Source organism: Seleniivibrio woodruffii (assembly GCF_029267515.1).
Taxonomy (GTDB): domain Bacteria; phylum Chrysiogenota; class Deferribacteres; order Deferribacterales; family Geovibrionaceae; genus Seleniivibrio; species Seleniivibrio woodruffii_A.
On sequence record NZ_JAJUIS010000009.1, the window covers coordinates 1 to 18,870 of the forward strand.

Genomic DNA, 18,870 nt, shown 5'->3' on the forward strand with positions numbered 1-18,870 from the left:
AAAAAAGTTTCTTGACATTTATTTGGCGTTCATGTAATTTCTGTTTCTCGCAAGGCCGAGGTGGTGGAACTGGTAGACACGCAGGACTAAGGATCCTGTGGGCGTCAAAGCCTGTGGGGGTTCGAGTCCCCCTCTCGGCATACGAAAGAAGGGTGTACCCATAAGGTACACCTTTTTTTGTGTTCATGGTGACTAAAACTGCTGCGTATTGCGTAAACATCCTCACTCTGCTATCTTTCATTCAGAGGTGGCTATGCTGAAAGTTCTTGTGGTAGACGATGAAGCCGGAATCAGAAAAATGCTCTCCTTGTGTCTTGAATCCAGAGGACACACCGTAAAAGGCGTTTCAAATATAAAAGATGCACTGGCAGAGGCGGACAGGCAGATATATGACACTGCCTTCATAGACCTGCGGCTTGGAACGGACAACGGAATGGAGCTCGTCCCCGCATTTCTGAAAACATGCCCATGGATGAAGATAGTTGTAATAACAGCATATGCAACAGTGGACACTGCCGTTCAGGCAATGCGTCTGGGTGCGGCGGATTACCTTCCGAAACCGTTTACACCTGAACAGGTGGACATCGTCACCGAAAGAATATCATCTGTCCGAAGGATGGAGGACGATATTTCCCGTCTGAAGGACGATCTGGCAAAACTGCGTCCTGAAACGTCATTTTCAACTAACAATCCCGCCATGAAACTGGTTCTCGACACCGCAAAACAGGTTGCCCCAACGGACGCAACAATACTCATAAGGGGAGAAAACGGTACTGGTAAGACCATTCTGGCAAAAGCCATCCACTCGTGGAGCAAACGTTCGGGAAAGCCCATAGCCGTTGTGTCCTGCCCTTCCCTTTCCGCAGAACTGCTTGAAAGCGAGCTTTTCGGGCACATTAAAGGAGCTTTCACAGGAGCCGTGCGCGACAACGCCGGACGGATAGCATCGTGCGAGGGCGGTACTCTTTTTCTGGACGAAATAGGCGAACTTCCACTGTCTATACAGCCGAAACTTCTGCGTTTCATACAGGACAGGGAATATGAACGTGTCGGCGACCAGAAGACCAAACATGCGGATGTCCGCATAATCTCAGCGACAAATGCCAATCTTGAGGAGGCTGTAAAACAGGGGCTGTTCCGCGAAGATCTTTATTACCGTCTGAACGTTATACAGCTCGACATGCCCTCCCTTGCAGAACGCACAGAGGACATAATTCCACTTGCTCTGGACATCCTGCGGTTTTTCGGTGCGCAGAACCATCGTATATTTAAAGGCTTTTCTCCGGAAGCGGAAAAGCTGCTGAAATCGTGCAAATGGCGCGGTAATCTGCGCGAAATGCGCAACGTCATAGAGCGTGCGGCAATAATGTGCCGGACAGAAACCGTCGGAGCGGAATATTTCCCTTTTCATGAACGGAAACAGAATCACGATATAACCATAGGTGATAAAGTTTCTCTGAACACAGTGGAAGAAAAACACATAAGAGGCGTGATATCTGCCTGCACCTCTTTGCAGGAGGCAGCGGACGTCCTTGGAATTGATCAGGCGACGCTCTGGCGCAAAAGGAAACAGTACGGCATCTGAAAACCTTGCAATCTGCAACCCGTCCACAACCCCAAACATTGCATAATGCAATACATCAACCCTTATAATCGTTAATTATCAATAATATATACTCTGGCATCCATTATGCTTTATACATAAGCGGAGGATGCCATGATTGGAATCAGACAAAAACTGATGCTCGGTTTCGGCGGGCTTTTGGTTATCATTCTTTTGTCGGGTATTTTCACGCTTTTCAACGTGGGAAGGCTCGGCGGTGCTGTGGATACTATTCTTAAAGAGAACTACCGCAGTGTGACTGCGAGCCAGCAGATGAAGGAGTCTCTGGAAAGGATAGACAGCGGGCTGCTTTTCATACTGACAGGAAACGCAGAGGAAGGGCACAGGCTCATCAATGAGAACATTGACAAATTCCGCGATGCTTTGCGGATAGAGGAGAGCAACATTACATTACCCGGTGAAAAAGCCGCGGCGGACAGGATAGCTGTATTGTTTTCGGAATACTCCTCCAGTCTCGGAAGTATGACGGAAAACACCGTGTCGCCTGATACGAAGCGGGAGATGTACCACAAAAAACTCTATCCGCTATTTTATGAGATAAAAAGCAACGCTCAGAAGATTCTTGACATGAATCAGGCTCATATGGTTCAGGCGGGCAGAACGGCATCCGAGCTTTCGGAAACTGTCTTCAACCGGACAATAGCCGCGATTGCGGCGTCGTTCATAATCGCCGCCCTATTCTCAATGCTCACCCACAAATGGATACTGCGCCCCATCAGACGGCTGATAGAGTCTACCGGACACATAAAAGAGGGAAATCTCAACCTTGTACTGGAAGTCGGCTCAAAAGACGAGATAGGTCAGCTTTCAGAGTCGTTCAATGAGATGGCACATGCGCTGCGTGCGGTGAAAAAGCTGGATATGGCAAAGGTCGCCACAGCGGAACGTTCAGCCGACGACATGCTGAAGGTGCTGCCGGAAGCCATAGTTGTTATCAACACCAACGGCACAATAAAATCCGCCAGCGAAACCGCAGAGAAAAATTTCGGTTTCAGACCCGGCGAAGATATCGGGAACCTCGGACTGGACTGGGCGGATAAGCTGTTCGAGCAGTGCCTGATAGAGCACAAGCAGCAGACTCATGACGGATATATTCAGCATTTCATAGACGGATCTGAATATTTCTTTCAGCCAACTATAATACCCATCCCTCTCGGCAGAGCGGACAAAAAAATGACGTCCGCCGCACTGATACTGAAAGATGTGACACAGGTGAACGAGCAGATGGAGTTGAAAAAAAGCGTTGCAGCAACAGTGTCCCATCAGCTTAAAACGCCGCTGACATCGGTCAGGATGGCGGTTCATCTTCTGCTTGAGGAGCGCGTCGGCAGTCTCAACGAAAAACAGACCGAGCTTCTGCTCGAAGCGCGCGACGGCAGCGACAGACTTTCATCGATAATTGACAGTCTGATAGCCATAGACGCGGCGGAAGGGAAGAAAAACACCGCAGCAGTCTATTCCGCCGGACTTCTGATGGCGGATGCAAAAGATGCCTATGAAGCGGACGCTATGGACAGGGGTCTGCGGCTGATCTGCAAAGAGTCGCACGATCTGCCGGAAGTTCTGGCGGACAGAGAAGCCATAGCGCACGTTTTTTCAAACCTTATAAACAACGCGTTCCGTTTCACGACGGCAGGCGGTGAAATAACGATTGATGCGGCGCATGACGGCGACTACGTCTGTTTCTCTGTGACCGATACAGGCAAAGGCATTGCGCAGGAACATATTGAACATATTTTCGACCGTTTTTACAGAGTGCCCGGACAGGAGGGCAGCAGCGGAACAGGACTTGGGCTTGCCATCGTAAGGGAGATAGTGCAGTCCCACGGCGGTCAGGTTTCCGTGGTCAGCCGCGAAGGTTCCGGCTCTCAGTTCAGATTCACAATTCCGGTATATAAGGAGGAAAGCAAATGATCTGGCTTGCTTCAATTTTTGTCATAGGTTGCGGTGCATATCTGGTTTATGCCCTGCTATTCCCTGAAAAACTGTAAGGAGATTTAAGATGGTATTCGTAACGTTAATAATAGGTATATCTGCGGTTCTGTCGTGGTTTCTCGGCAGATACATGACATATATAATGGACAGCAGTGAGCAAGGCACATGGCAAAGCTATCTTAAACAGTTTGCCGTCTTCAATGTCATCATGTTTGCCGTCAGTTTCGCCGTACTTGCCTTCCAGCAGTATCTCCCTCTAAATCCCGACGGCAAAGGCGCTCTGACGGCAGACCTTATATTCAACACCGCCGCTTCGTTCACCACCAACACCAACCTTCAGCACTATTCAGGCGAAGTGTCCATGAGCTATTTTTCACAGCTTTTCGCTCTGATGTGGCTGCAGTTCGTGTCGGCTGCGACAGGCATTGCGGTTCTCACCGCCATAGCAAGAGGATTGGGCGGCAAAGGATTCGGCAATTTCTATAAGGATATGATGCGTGCAACGTTCTATATCCTTCTGCCGGTTTCGTTCGTGGTGGCCGTACTGCTGATATTCACAGGCGTACCAATGACATTCGGCGGAACAGTTGAGGCGCATACAATTGAAGGTGCGTTACAGAACATCGCAAGGGGTCCTGCGGCAGCTTTCATAGCCATAAAACAGCTCGGTTCCAACGGCGGCGGATTCTTCGGACCGAACTCCGCCCATCCCTTTGAAAACCCTAATTTCTGGTCAAACGCTGTGGAGACCATGAGCATAATCATAATCCCCATGTCCTGTGTATGGATGTTCGGAAGACTTACCGGAAAGATGCGCCATGCTGCTGTCATCTTCGGCGTGATGCTTCTGCTTCTGGTGATGAAACTGTCCTTCGCTGCATACTTTGAATCTGCACCCGCTGGAGCACTTGCAGGGCTTGACGTTCAGACGTCTTCCAACCTTGAGGGCAAGGAGCTCAGATTCGGAACATCCGCCGCGCCTCTCTGGGCTGTGGTGACAACATCCACCAGCAACGGTTCCGTGAATAACATGCACGACAGCCTTAACCCGCTGACGGGACTTGTTCCGCTGACAGGCATGTGGCTTAACGAAACCTTCGGCGGCGTGGGTGTAGGAATGATAAATATGCTTATATACATCCTGACGGGTGTTTTCATCTGCGGGATGATGGTGGGCAGAACGCCTGAATATCTGGGACGCAAGGTTGAAACGCAGGAGATGAAGCTGGTGCTTCTCGCTCTTCTGGTGCATCCGCTCTGCATACTCGGCGGAACGGCACTGTTCACAATCATGCCGTGGGGTGCAGAGACGGTTCACAATACCGGAGCGCACGGATTCACTGAGATACTTTACGAGTTCACATCCTCATCCGCAAACAACGGTTCCGGTTTCGAGGGACTTGGCGATAACACTCCGGCATGGAACATAGCAACGGGTATCGTAATGCTCGTATCCCGCTACGTTCCAATTGTTCTGCCGCTTATGGCTGCGGGTTCTCTCGCCGCCAAAAGGATATCGCCTGACACCAGCGGCACACTGCACACTGATACCGTGCTTTTCGGCGCTGTGATACTCGGAAGCATAATCTTCATAGGTGCGCTGCTTTTCATGCCCGTAGCTGTTCTCGGTCCCGTATCGGAATATATGGCAGGAGCTTTAAAATGACGAAAACAGAAAGACGCGAGGCACGTTCCTCCGCAATATTCAATAAACAGGCGGTGACATATGCCGCCGCTCAGTCCTTTAGGATGCTGTCGCCGAGAGTGATGATAAAGAATCCGGTGATGTTTGTGACAGAGATGGGCGCTGTACTATCCACAATATCACTTTTTGCAGTATCTGCGGATGCTTATGCAGTCTCCGTTACGCTTATTCTCTGGCTCACAGTGGTGTTTGCCAACTTTGCGGAAGCACTTGCAGAGGCAAAAGGCAAGGCGGGTGCAGACAGTCTGAAACAGGTACGCAGGGACACCGTCTGCACAAGACTGACAGACGGCGGATCAGAAAAGGTCGGTTCGTCTGAGCTTAAAGTCGGCGACAGGGTGCTCGTCTGTGCGGGTGACATCATCCCATGCGACGGAGAGGTGGACAAAGGTATAGCGTCCGTTGACGAATCAGCCATAACCGGTGAATCTGCCCCCGTTATCCGCGAATCCGGCGGAGACAGATCAGGCGTTACTGCGGGTACGAAGGTGCTGACAGGCGACATAGAGGTGATTGTCACTGCCGGAGCGGGCGAATCTTTTCTGGACAGGATGATAGCGCTTGTTGAGGGTGCTGTGCGGCAGAAAACACCGAACGAGCTTGCGCTTACGGTCACTCTTGCCGGACTTACACTGGCTTTCCTGCTGGTGACAACCGCCCTTCTGCCAATCGGCAGATACTTCGGTGCAGAGCTTTCAATCCCCACCCTTACAGCTCTTCTGGTGTGTCTGATACCCACCACCATAAGCGCGCTGCTCCCTGCAATCGGCATAGCCGGAATGAACAGAGCGCTTGCGGCGAATATACTGGCAAAAAGCGGAAAGGCGGTTGAACTGGCGGGAGATATCGACACCATCCTTCTGGACAAAACAGGCACCATAACAGTGGGCAACAGGCAGGCGGTGCAGTTCGTGCCGGTCAGCGGCGTAACAGAGGCACAGCTCACGGAAACAGCTATGAAAGCATCGTTCGGGGACATGACACCTGAAGGAAAATCCATTGTCGCCCTTGCGGAACAGCTCTCAGGCAGTACGGCTGAAACACCTGCAGACGCTGCTGTAATCAGCTTTTCGGCGCACACCAGACTCAGCGGAGTGGACACGAATGGACACAGGCTGCGCAAAGGGGCATACGACGCAGTAACCGCCTTTGTTCAGCAGAACGGCGGCAGAATACCCGCCGACCTTAAAGAGATAACCGACAGGATTGCCTCCGCAGGCTGCACGCCAATAGTTGTTGCTGAAAACGACCGTATTCTCGGTGTAATCTCTCTGTCCGACGTTCTTAAAGCGGGCATACAGTCGAGATTTGCACGTCTCAGGGCAATGGGTCTGCGGATAATTATGGTGACAGGGGACAACCCTCTGACAGCAAAGTCGATAGCCGGAGAGGCAGGAGTTGACGGGTTTGTTGCCGAGGCTAAACCGGAGGACAAACTGAACTATATCAGGAAAGAGCAGAAAGGCGGACGGCTCATCGCCATGATAGGGGATGGAACTAACGATGCCCCCGCTCTTGCACAGGCGGACATCGGAGTGGCAATGAATTCCGGCACGCAGGCGGCAAAAGAAGCAGGGAATATGGTAGATCTGGATAATAACCCTACAAAGCTAATAGAGGTCATTGAAATAGGCAAACAACTCCTTATGACCCGCGGCGCACTTACGACCTTCTCCGTGTCAAATGACGTTGCAAAGTATTTTGCGATAATCCCGGCGATGTTCATTCTTGCCATGCCCCATCTGGCAGGGCTTAACATAATGAACCTTGCATCTCCGGAAAGTGCGGTTCTGTCCGCTCTGATATTCAATGCTGTGGTGATACCTGCGCTTATTCCCCTTGCCATAAAAGGTGTGAGATTCAGAGCAATGGGAGCGGATGCACTGTTGAAACGCAACCTGCTGATATACGGTTTCGGAGGGGTGGTTCTGCCCTTCGCCGGCATAAAGGTCATTGACATGATTCTTTCGGCAACTGGAATGTTTTAGGAGACTGACATGAAAAGTGATATAATACAGGGTGTTAAAGCTGCATTTATAACAATGGCGGTATGCTGTGTGCTCTACACCGGAGCCGTTTACGCTGTCGGCTTTCTGGCAAAGGAGAAGGCGGAAGGATCGCTGATATATAAAGACGGCAGGGTCGTGGGCAGCAGGCTTATTGCCCAGAATTTTAAAGGTGAACGATATTTTCATCCCAGACCATCCGCAGTGGACTATAACGCCGCCGGAGCCGGCGGGAGCAATCTTTCACCCTATTCCAAAGAGATAAGGGAAAGAGCTGAGAAAATAATCGCTGAAAACGGCAGCGGGCTGCCCGCAGACATGGTGACGGCTTCAGGCAGCGGGCTTGACCCGCACATCAGCCTTGATTCCGCAGTATTTCAGGCGGAACGGGTGGCAAAAGCAAGAAATACGGACAAAAACAGAATCATTGCTGTGATAGATGAACACACGGACAGCTATCTGAAAATTGTAAACGTGCTGGAACTCAACATGGCACTGGACAGGGTGGAATAGAACATGAACGGCGAACGTGCGGACAGCTTTCTGCGGATGATAAAACAGGCTCAGAGAGGCAGGCTGAAGATATATCTAGGCTATGCCGCTGGGGTCGGCAAGACATATAAGATGCTTCAGGAGGCGCACAAACTCAAAAGCGAGGGCATCGACGTAGTGGTGGGCTATGCGGAAACACACGGACGGAAGGAAACGGAGGCTCTTCTTGAAGGGCTTGAAACCGTTCCGCAGATAAGCATGAGCTACAGGGGTATTGACATTTATGAAATGGACACGGCGGGGATAATGACCCGCCGTCCAGAGGCGGTCATTGTTGACGAGCTTGCGCATACCAACATCCCCGGCAGCAGACACGCGAAACGCTGGCAGGATGTGGAGGAACTGCGGACGGCAGGGATACACGTTATATCGGCGCTGAACGTTCAGCACATAGAAAGCCTTTACGACACCATAGAGAAGCTGACCGGAGTGAAGGTGAAGGAACGCATACCTGACAAGGTCGTTGCAGATGCAGACCAGATAGTAAACGTTGACGTGACCGCAGAGGATCTGCGCCAGAGACTTTCCGAGGGCAAGGTATACATCGCCGAAAAGATCGAGGCTGCTCTGGAAAACTTCTTTCGGGTCAACAACCTTGAGCACCTGCGTGAACTGACCCTTAGGGAGCTTGCGGCGCACATAGATTTCAGACAGAGGGCAGCGGAAAAAGATGAAATGACCGCCAACCCAGATCAGGTAATGGTTTGTCTGAGCTCCAAAGGACCAAACAGCGGGATGCTGCTGAGGTACGCTTCGAGACTGGCGGGAAAGCTGAACCGCAACTGGTACGCTCTTTATGTGGAAACCTCCAAAGAGAAACCGGAAAAGATAGATGCCCGCACCCAGCGTCTTCTGGGTGATACGCTTGAACTGGCACAGGAGCTTGGAGCAACCGTATACACATACAGAAGCGACGATATTGTCGGAACCATACTGAAGTTTGCGGAAGAACACCGTGTCGGACATATTGTCATTGGCTCTCCCGGAAAAAAACTGCCGTACTGGAAACGTGTACTTGGCGACGTGGGGCTTGCGGAAAAACTTATAAACGCCAGCCAAGGGGAGAATATCGTGGTTTTGAACACACAGAGAAATTTATAACGCAAACTGTGCCTCAAATTACCTATTTTACAGACGAAATTAAAGTTTTTTATCTGCATTCAGTTGCATATATGACAATAAAAAGGGCTTCATCCCGCTTATAAATAATTCGTTTATTATTGCAATAATGTCTGCTACCCTGATCTTAGTTCAATGCCTAACAGGCAGCCCCCTCCCACACAATGGCTGCACCGGTTCTACATACCGTTATTCCCGCTTCACCCATACTTCACCGGTTTGCGTTTAAAATTAATCAATATTTTACTTGATACGTTCCGGCATATGCTTATATTAAGCAGGGGGAATTTTAGTTTTACCATGAATATAATAAGCAAATCACTACGTTTCAGGATTGTTCTTGTGTTCTGCGGGTTCAGCATACTTCTGGGCACCGCAATATTCGCAAGCATCCTTATTTCCACCAAATATACTGAACAATACGCCCTTAAAAAAAGACTTCAGTTGGAAACAGAGAGATATATAGAATCAATAACCCGTTCTCCTGTTTCCCCCGTTGCTTTCGGTTCGGAAATACCCGTGCCCGACTCACCTTATATGACCAGCTATCTAGGTGAAGATCTTATGCCTGAATGGGCAGCAAAGCAGCTTTTACATCTTAAAGCCGGAAACTACGAAAAACAGAACGACAAACAGAACTACTATATAGCAATAAGAGATCTGCCGGACGGTCAGCGGTTTTATCTGCTTTTCAACGTCACCACACTGCTGAACGACCACAGCACCATGAACATCATAAGGGAATATCTGATGATAACCCTTCTGCCAACTTTTATAATAGGGTTGCTGCTCGGCGTGATAACAGCATACAAGGCAGTTTCTCCTGTTGTGAGGCTCACAAAGATAGTTAAGACCAAGGACGAAACCGGAGTGCTGCCGAAAGATATGGCAAAAAAATTTGAAGACGACGAGGTAGGCTTCCTTGCAACAACCCTTGAACATGCCATACGCGAGATGCAGGCTGCTATAGACAGGGAAAAGGCTTTCGCAAGGGACGCAAGCCACGAATTGCGTACACCGCTGACTGTTATGCAGGGAGCCATAAAGATACTATCCGATGATATACGAGACGATGATTTCAAAAAGCAGAATCTCCTTGCACGCCTGAAACGCGCCGCGATGAATATGGAACATCTGATAAACTCGTTTCTCTGGCTTTCCAGACAGGAACGTAAAGATACCTACGGAACAAGCAGGGTAGCCGAGGTTGTCAGGGAATGTATAGATAACAACAGCTACCTCATGCGCAGCAAGACAATCTCCGTTTCGGTGGAGGAATATGAGTCCGTTACGCTTCCAGTTGCTCCGGAGATATTGACTATTATATTAGGCAACCTTATCCGCAACGCCATGACATACACCCAGCACGGAGAAATAGTAGTATCCATATACGGTCCATGTATATCCGTCAGGGATTCCGGCCCTGGGATACCGCGGCATGTCCTTGACAATATAAATGTTGTGGGCGGCGTTTCAAAGGCGGACGGGTTCGGGTTCGGGCTTTCCATAGTGCACAGGATGTGCTCGCAGCTCGGATGGAGACTGAATATCCAGTCTGAAGAAGGCAAAGGAAGCACAATTATATTATGTTGTGACAAAAACGGAACGGATAAAATTAAATGCCCCGGCATATGCAGACCGGCGGCGGTTGACGGGGGAATTATATGAATATCGACCGCAGAGAATTTCTGCGCATGGCGGGCGCTGTAGCCGCAATGATAGCCTGCAATCCGGAGGCGCTTGCCGCCGGAGACAGAGTGATAACCCATGCAACACACATGGGACCCCTGAAAGCACATATAAAAAACGGGAAAATCGTGCGTATCGAAGCTATGGATATAGATCTGGATCCTGTAGATCTGCTCTTCGCACAAAAGGACGCAATATATGCCAGAAACAGGGTGCAATACCCCTGCGTTCGTAAAAGTTATCTGGACGGCAGCGACAGAAGACATCTACGAGGCGCGGAAGAGTTTGTGCGGGTTGACTGGCAGACGGCGCTTGACCTTGTAGCAGAGGCGCTGGCAAATACAAAAAGCGAATACGGAAACGAATCGATATTCAAAACTACATATGCCAGATGGGCTCACCCCGGACGGATACATCAGGCGTCTTCGCTTCAGGGAAGGATGCTTGGGCTCTTCGGCGGATTCACAGATATTGTCGGCGACTATTCCGCAGGCGCGGCGACACAGATACTCCCGCACGTCATGGGCGACATAGAAGTCTACAGCCAGCAGACATCCCACGAGGTTGTTCTGGACAAGACCCAGCTCATCATCATGTGGGGAGCGGATCCTTTCAAGACAAACAAGGTTGACTATCACGTGCCAATACACACAGGCAGCGAATGGTTCCGTAAGATGAAGAAAAAAGGAATCAAGTTCGTAACTATAGACCCCACGAAAAACAGCTCAATCGAAGCTATAGGAAGCGAGTGGGTACCGATAAAAGCAGCCAGCGACGTACCGATGATACTCGCCATGTGTTATACTCTGTACAAAGAGAACCTGTACAACAGGAATTTCATAAACAAGTATACGGTAGGGTTCGACGTATTTCTGAAATATCTCCGCGGCGAAAAGGACGGCACGGTCAAAGACGCAAAATGGGCGGAGAAGATATGCGGGGTACCCGCCCAGAAGATAAAAGAACTGGCGCGGATGGCGGTTAAACACAGAACGCTGGTAACAGGAAGCTGGGCACCGCAAAGAGTTCAGTACGGAGAACAGTTCCACTGGAGCCTCGTTGCTCTCGCCTGCATGATAGGTCAGATAGGACTTGCTGGCGGCGGAATATACTTTAACATCCACTACTGCAGTGCGGGCACTCCGTACACGGGAGCGGGGATACCTCTTATGCTGTCCCAGGGACGCAACCCTGTGAACATACTTATTCCGGCGTCGCGTATGTGTGAAATGCTGCTGAATCCCGGCAAGACTATCGATTACAACGGGAAAAAACTGACATATCCAAACATAAAGCTCATCTATTCCGCAGGGGTCACACCCATAGGGCACCAGCCGAACGTTAACAAGCTCATCGAAGGCTTCCGTAAGGTTGACACGGTAATAACTCATGAACCATGGTGGACGCCCACCGCCAGATACTCCGATATAGTTCTGCCGGCAACAACAAGTTTCGAGCGTAACGATATCACCTTCGGCTCATCATACGGAGTGGAGTATGCTTTTGCCATGAAACAGCTTATAACACCGATGTTTGAAGCTCGGAACGATTACGACATTTTTCTGGAACTTTCAAAACGGTTCGGATTCGAGCGCGCCTTCACCGGTGGCAAGTCTGTGAACGAATGGATAAAATGGAGCTATTCAAAAATGCGTACCAACGTCAGCTTTGAAGAATTCTGGAAAAAAGGGTACGTCCATTTCAACGCACCGAAATCAAGCAAAGAATATGTTCGCCATGCGGATTTCCGCAAAGATCCGGTGGCAAATTTTCTCCGTACGCCGTCTGGCAGGATAGAGCTTTTCTCTGAAAAAGTCGCCTCTTTCGGGTATAACGACTGCCCCGGTCATCCTGCATGGATAGAACCGCAGGAGGGACCCGCGTCGTACATGGCAAAACGCTACCCTTTCCAGCTTATAACGCCGCACCCGACGCACAGGCTCCATTCCCAGCTCGACAACACCCAGCTTGCGGCTTCGCACAAGGTTGCCGGACGCGAGCCGGTCTACATAAACAAATTTGATGCGCGCCGTCTCGGTCTGAAACACGGAGACACCGTTGAAATATATAACTCCCGCGGAACCATACTTGCCGGAGTGTTCACTACGGACCGGATAACCAGAGGAGTGCTTGCTGTTGAAGAGGGTGCATGGTATGCAGCGGAAAACCCCACAAAAAACAATTCCCGATGTGTCTCAGGACAGGTGAACGTACTCACCTCCGACCGCCCCACATCCAGACTTGCACAGGCGATATCAGCCAACACCTGCCTTGTGGCGATACGCAAGGTCAGCGGAAAGCTGCCGCCTAACACAGCATATGACAGCCCGCCTGTCAGGGAGAGACTGTAATAATACGGATTCTGATAATAACTGCGCTTTGCCTCACGGCATTTTATGCAGCGATAACTTTTAATACGCAGGCGGCTGATAAAAAACAGCCGGAAACGGATTCAGGCGAAATATATTACGAACGGTGCGGCACATGCCACAGAGCATACGAGCCTGACATGTATACCGCAGCCCAATGGAAGAATATCGTTAAGTCAATGAAGATACATTCCGGCGTCACCCCGCAGGAGGAAGCGCAGATAATGCGTTATCTGACCCGTTCGGCAAAAAGTACGGAATGAAAGGCGAAGACTTATAGCTATAAAAGACGATATATAATTACGCACTTCACCATGATTTGACCATATTTTCGTTATTATTGCGTAGAAACGCAAATGGAGCGCCATAAAATGAAATTCCTGCTTGTTGAAGACGATCTGGACATAGCGGAAAACATTATTGAGTTTATGGAAGGGCACGGGTTTGACATGGACTACGCCATGTCGGGCGAGCTTGCGCTTGAGCTTCTCAAGGACAATATGTACGACGCGGTTATCCTTGACATAAACCTTCACGGCATAAACGGATTCGAGGTCTGTTCAAGGATACGGCGGATCATGAGGCTCAAGATTCCAGTACTGATGCTCACCGCAAGGATACTGATCGACGACAAAATAAACGGATTTGAATGCGGTGCCGACGACTACCTTACAAAGCCTTTCGACCTTGAAGAGCTGCTCATACGTCTGAAAGCGCTCTCAAGACGATTCCGCCAGTGCGTCACAAACGTGTTTACCGTTTCAAACCTCAGCCTTGATCCGGAAAAAGGCACAGTGGAAAGAGCGGGCGATTCCATCACCCTGCCCCATGTCTGTTTCCGCATACTGCTCAGACTGATGGAGAAATCGCCAGGTATTGTCTCAAAAGAGGAGTTGGAATATGACATATGGAAGGATCAACCCCCTGTAAGCAACTCACTCAAGTCACATTTCTATATACTGCGGCAGTTGGTGGACAAACCTTATGAAAAACAGCTGCTCCACAGCATAAGGGGACGCGGCTATAAAATTGACGATAATCACATAGAAACGCAGTGCGACAGCGATCAAATATAGATTTTATCAATACATCTGAAAATATGCTTAAACAGCGTTATTCTTTTGAAATATAACGTATTTTTCTTCAATATTTCTTTTCAATTTCTAAACATTTGACCAATGCTTCACTTCTCTATTGATAATTTCAATTAAGGATAAGTTCTTCTTGTTCTATTAAAGGAGGAAGCAACGATGAGAAAAATACTTTCATGTATTTTTATGCTGGCTCTGGGTGCCGGCAGCGTTTTTGCCTCCGGACTTGATGATGCGGACTATACGACTCCCGAAAGCTGGCAGGTGCACACCACGCCGCAGGGGATAACCAAGACCGCAAACGGACACAAGTTCGGCGACGGCACTCTGAACGTTTCTCTCACATCGCGGTACAAACTGCTGGACAATGATTATCAGTCTGACCAGAACTTTTATCAGTATCTGAAAGCGGACGTTACAAGTGTTTCAGTGGGACAGGGTACCATGTCCGGCGTTTTATTCATGCGTGCCGGAAAAGACATTGACGGCGACGGCGGATACAAGCAGTCCGGACGCTACTATTTCAGAGACGACATACTTGATGCAGAGGACAGCGGTTGGGCGGTCAGAATGTATCAGGGCTTTCTGAAATTCTCAGGTGTCGTTAAAAACACCAACGTAACCATCGGAAACCAGTATGTGACACACATCGACACCATCCATATGAACGGTATCGACGGCGACGTGACACTTCTGAACGACAGACTTACTGTGTATGCCTTCGGCGGGCAGCCGGACACCTTCTATCTGGACGACAGCGACTCCAAAGCTGCGGGAACCGGCTTTGTTGCAAAGCTGACTGACAGACTTAAACTCTCTTCCGGCTACACCTATGTGGATATGGAAGACGAGAGTTCGGATATCTATAAACTGCGGGCGGACTATAACTACGCAAAAGGCAGAGTATCCGGCGAATACGGCAACACAGACGGAAACAGTTTCTACACCGTTGACGGTGTGTACAGAAACAGCCCAACAAAAACGACGCTCTCAATCTCTTTCCAGCAGCTTCTGGACGAGATAGGCAAGGGCGAAGGAACCTACATCACAAACCCAATAACCTATTCGCTCTCACCATACGGAAAATACACCAAAGTGAAGGCTAAGGTTTATCAGGGACTTGGAAAACATATGGCTGCGGGCTTAGGAGCAGAGGTTAAAAACAGAACCGGAGAGGACACTCTCGACAACAGAAGCTATGTCAAATATTCCGGCAATCTTGACTTTATAGGGCTTTTCACACCCGACACCTTCCTTTCGCTCACAGCGGACTACTGGAACATTGCAGAGAGCATCGACACAGAGGAAAACTCACAGGTTGTCTTCGGCGGCGAGCTTACACAGGTTCTTTCAGACAAAACCAACCTCTGGCTCGGTTCAAGATTTAACAGGTTCGAATATGATCTCGACAACGGAACGGAAAAGAACTGGGTTCGCGAGGTATATCTCGGCGGCGAGCACAAATTCAATGAAAGAGCGGCTCTCTCTCTTGATATGAGCTACGAGAACAGCGAAATACTCAAAGACCTGAACACCGACCTTGAACAGAACTACAGCGTAGAGCTGTGGGTCAGTCTTGCAATATAAGGCGGATACCATGAAATATGTAATATCTATAATGTTCTGCCTGATATGTATGACAGTTTTCGCATATCAGACATCAAAACCGGAAACACACGACAACATGTGGATGAAACAGCACGGCGCGGAAAGCAAAGCAGACCCCGCATCATGTCTGGACTGCCACGAAAACCGTACGTCCTGCATAAAATGCCACAACGACACAGCGCCAAGAGACCATAACGCGTCTTTTAAACGCAAAACCCACGGTCTGAAAGCACAGTGGGACAGAGACAAATGTCTGGCATGTCACACTGAGGCGAGCTGCTTCGCATGTCACCAGAACTCCGCTCCGATATCACACAGGGGCGACTGGGGCGGCACAACAAGCACAAACGACAAAAACCTGCATTGCAGAAGCGGCTGCCATTATCCGGTGCAGGAAACAACATGCGGAACGTGCCACATGACATCGCACGGACCCAGAGAACTGTTCGGTAACTAAGGGAGGCAAACATGTCAGTAATGGACAAACAACGTATTGATAAGGCAATGGACATCTCCAGAAGAACATTTGTTAAATGGAGCGCACTGCTCGGAGCAGCCGCAACTGTTGGCTGCGGTTCCATGGGCGGTTCGGACAAAATAGACGACGACTACGACAGCTCGGATACTGTTATCGAACCTAAAAATTTCGACTACGACAAGGCGGTATGGTCTGCGTGCAACGTTAACTGCGGAAGCAACTGTCCGCTCAAACTCTACGTTAAAGACGGCGTGGTTGTCCGCGTCAGCTCCGACAACGAATCAGACGATACATACGGCGCATACGGCGCAAGCTATCAGATGCGCTCCTGCGTGCGCGGACGCTCCGTCCGCCAGCGTATCTATAACGCGGACAGGCTTAAATACCCCATGAAGAGAGTATCCGGCAGCCCCAGAGGTGCGGGAAAATTCGAGCGAATCTCATGGGATCAGGCTATCAGCGAAATAGCCGCCAAGATGCAGTCCGTTAAATCAAACTATGGTCCCGGCTCATTCTATATCCAGTACGCGACAGGTACAATATGCGGCAAAATGTCATGCTCATGGCCGCCCGCATCAACACCTATGGCAAGACTGCACAACCTCTGGGGAGGATGGCTTGACCATTATTCGGACTATTCCACCTCACAGATAACAGCAGAACTCTGCCTTCTGGAAGGAACAAGCTGGAGCAACAACACCATCACCGACGCAGTGAACAGCAACCTTGTGGTTATGTGGGGAAACAACCCCGCGAACACCAGAATGGGTTCCGCGAAACACTTTACATATCACCTGCTCAAGGCGAAAGAGGCAAACCCCGACCTTAAATTCATCGTGGTTGACCCCTATTACACAGACACGGCTATTGCACTTGAAGCTGACTGGATTGCGATCCGCCCCGGAACAGACTCAGCTCTGGTTGCCGGCATGGCGAACTATCTTCTCAGCGAAGGGCTTATTGACGAATCATGGATAGACGCGCGCAGCATCGGCTGGAGCGAAACTTCACTCGCAGGCGTGGTCGAGGTTACGGCAGGTGCCGAGAGCTACTATGAACCCGCATATGACAAAGCATGGGGTAATACTGACTCAACAGAGCCTGCAATACCCGCTAACAGCTCATATAAATCTTACATCCTCGGTCTCGGAACAGACGGCGTGGTAAAAACACCCGCATGGGCGTCCGCCATAACAGGTATCCCCGAAGAGACTATTAAATCCTTCGCAAAACAGCTCGTTAACCAGTCACCCGCGATGGTTATTCAGGGCTGGGGTCTCCAGAGACATTCACTCGGCGGAGCAAACTCCAGAGCAGTTGGTCTGATAACCATCCTCACCAAAAACATCGGTATCGTCGGCGGCGGTTCAGCGGCAAGAGAAGCGGCAGCGTCTGTCTCCATCAGCATGGACGGCTGGTCCAGCACCTTCCCCGCAAACCCCGTAAGCTACACCATCTCCAACTTTGCATGGCCGCAGGCTATCAAAGACAACACCGTTATGACCGGAAGAAACTGGGGCGTTCGCGGACTCGCAACACAGGATACGGCACTTCCCCTGCCCATCAAGTTCATATGGAACTACGCAGGCAACTGTATGCTGAACCAGCACGCGGACGTTAACAGCACTATGACGATGTATAAAGACGAAAACCTCCTTGAGTGCATCGTTACCATCGACAACTATTTCACTCCGTCAGCAATGATATCCGACTACATCCTGCCCGACTGTACGAACTTCGAACAGAACGACATGTCCACCAACGAGGGCGGAAACACATGCGACATCAAGTTCCAGAACAAAGCTGTAGAGCCCATGTTCGAGTGCAAGACCATTTATGAGATGATGTCGCTGATTTCAGAAAAAATAGGCATCAAAGCCGCATACACTCAGGGCAAAACTCAGGACGAATGGCTTGAATACCTGTTCAACCAGTCACTTACAAACTACGGCGATCAGGGAGTGTTCACATCCGCTCTCGGTCAGGACACATATGCAAAATGCTATGCGAAAGGTCTGATAAAACACGTCAGCACAACAGCCGTGCCTTCTGTGGCATTCAAAGACTTCGTCGCAAGCCCGACCACAAAAAGAGTGTCAACTCCGTCCGGCAAGTTTGAGATATTCTCAAAACGTCTCTACAACCTCAAACACCAGTGGCAGTTCCCCGCAGTATACAACGACGGCATGGACAAAATAACCCCTCTGCCCGAATACTACGCGGCATGGAGCGGCTATGAAGACCCCGCAAGAACAACCTATCCGTTTCAGGTTGTAGGATTCCACTATAAACAGAGAACCCACTCAACCTATTACAACTGCGAATGGAACAGGGAAGCCAGTATGCAGACGGCATGGATAAACACTCAGGACGCACAGACCCTCGGCATCGCCCACGGCGACACAGTTGAAATATACAACGCCAACGGCAAGGTGCGCATCAAAGCTAAAGTGACTTCCAGAGTTATGCCCGGAGTAATCGGTCTGCCTCAGGGCGCATGGTATAACCCCGGCGGCAAATGGTACAGCAGCGATATCGTGCACTCAGGCACTCTCTCAACATCTGAAATAGGCAACACCGACGTTGTGGACTACGGCGGGTGCATGAACGTCCTCACCAGCCTCCGTCCCGGACCCGTGTCAAAAGGCAACTGTCAGCACAGCGTTCTCGCTGCCGTTAAGAAAGTAGGCTAAG

The 18,870-nt window shown here is 49.9% G+C and carries 14 protein-coding genes and 1 tRNA gene; all 15 read left to right on the forward strand.

From position 1 onward, the window contains the following. Positions 1-54 precede the first annotated feature (54 nt). A tRNA-Leu gene (locus tag Q7P67_RS10085) sits at positions 55-140 on the forward strand. Between the two features lie 113 nt (positions 141-253). Next, the gene (locus Q7P67_RS10090) at positions 254-1,585 is read left to right on the forward strand and encodes a sigma-54 dependent transcriptional regulator (protein WP_303851840.1); all 1,332 of its coding nucleotides are present in this window, start codon (positions 254-256) and stop codon (positions 1,583-1,585) included. A gap of 132 nt (positions 1,586-1,717) precedes the next feature. Then, complete coding sequence (locus Q7P67_RS10095) at positions 1,718-3,538, forward strand: ATP-binding protein (RefSeq protein WP_303851841.1); 1,821 nt, start codon at positions 1,718-1,720, stop codon at positions 3,536-3,538. After that, positions 3,535-3,615 carry a potassium-transporting ATPase subunit F gene (locus Q7P67_RS13455; RefSeq protein WP_369696024.1) on the forward strand — a complete coding sequence of 27 codons (81 nt, stop codon included), beginning with the start codon at positions 3,535-3,537 and terminating at the stop codon, positions 3,613-3,615. Before Q7P67_RS10095 ends, Q7P67_RS13455 begins: the two co-directional genes overlap by 4 nt. A gap of 11 nt (positions 3,616-3,626) precedes the next feature. Beyond that, on the forward strand, positions 3,627-5,225 hold the full coding sequence (kdpA, locus tag Q7P67_RS10100) for a potassium-transporting ATPase subunit KdpA (RefSeq protein ID WP_303851842.1): 1,599 nt from the start codon (positions 3,627-3,629) through the stop codon (positions 5,223-5,225). Then, positions 5,222-7,252: a potassium-transporting ATPase subunit KdpB gene (kdpB, locus tag Q7P67_RS10105; protein WP_303851843.1), complete on the forward strand. Its 2,031-nt coding sequence runs from the start codon at positions 5,222-5,224 to the stop codon at positions 7,250-7,252. The genes kdpA and kdpB overlap by 4 nt, the downstream gene beginning before the upstream one ends. A gap of 9 nt (positions 7,253-7,261) precedes the next feature. Further along, positions 7,262-7,783 carry a potassium-transporting ATPase subunit C gene (locus Q7P67_RS10110; RefSeq protein ID WP_303851844.1) on the forward strand — a complete coding sequence of 174 codons (522 nt, stop codon included), beginning with the start codon at positions 7,262-7,264 and terminating at the stop codon, positions 7,781-7,783. A 3-nt stretch (positions 7,784-7,786) separates the two neighbouring features. Then, positions 7,787-8,923, forward strand: a complete 1,137-nt coding sequence (locus Q7P67_RS10115; protein WP_303851845.1) for a sensor histidine kinase KdpD — start codon at positions 7,787-7,789, stop codon at positions 8,921-8,923. Between the two features lie 318 nt (positions 8,924-9,241). Continuing rightward, entirely contained in the window at positions 9,242-10,609 is a 1,368-nt protein-coding gene (locus Q7P67_RS10120) for a HAMP domain-containing sensor histidine kinase (RefSeq protein ID WP_303851846.1), read from the forward strand. Beyond that, the gene (locus tag Q7P67_RS10125) at positions 10,606-12,981 is read left to right on the forward strand and encodes a molybdopterin-dependent oxidoreductase (RefSeq protein ID WP_303851847.1); all 2,376 of its coding nucleotides are present in this window, start codon (positions 10,606-10,608) and stop codon (positions 12,979-12,981) included. Before Q7P67_RS10120 ends, Q7P67_RS10125 begins: the two co-directional genes overlap by 4 nt. A gap of 110 nt (positions 12,982-13,091) precedes the next feature. After that, positions 13,092-13,262: a hypothetical protein gene (locus Q7P67_RS10130; protein ID WP_303852022.1), complete on the forward strand. Its 171-nt coding sequence runs from the start codon at positions 13,092-13,094 to the stop codon at positions 13,260-13,262. Between the two features lie 108 nt (positions 13,263-13,370). After that, entirely contained in the window at positions 13,371-14,075 is a 705-nt protein-coding gene (locus Q7P67_RS10135) for a response regulator transcription factor (protein ID WP_303851848.1), read from the forward strand. Between the two features lie 174 nt (positions 14,076-14,249). Beyond that, positions 14,250-15,677: a hypothetical protein gene (locus tag Q7P67_RS10140; protein WP_303851849.1), complete on the forward strand. Its 1,428-nt coding sequence runs from the start codon at positions 14,250-14,252 to the stop codon at positions 15,675-15,677. 10 nt (positions 15,678-15,687) lie between these two features. Continuing rightward, on the forward strand, positions 15,688-16,155 hold the full coding sequence (locus Q7P67_RS10145; protein ID WP_303851850.1) for a hypothetical protein: 468 nt from the start codon (positions 15,688-15,690) through the stop codon (positions 16,153-16,155). 11 nt (positions 16,156-16,166) lie between these two features. After that, positions 16,167-18,869, forward strand: coding sequence for a DMSO/selenate family reductase complex A subunit (locus Q7P67_RS10150; RefSeq protein WP_303851851.1), 2,703 nt, complete (start codon positions 16,167-16,169; stop codon positions 18,867-18,869). The last annotated feature ends 1 nt before the right edge of the window (position 18,870 follow it).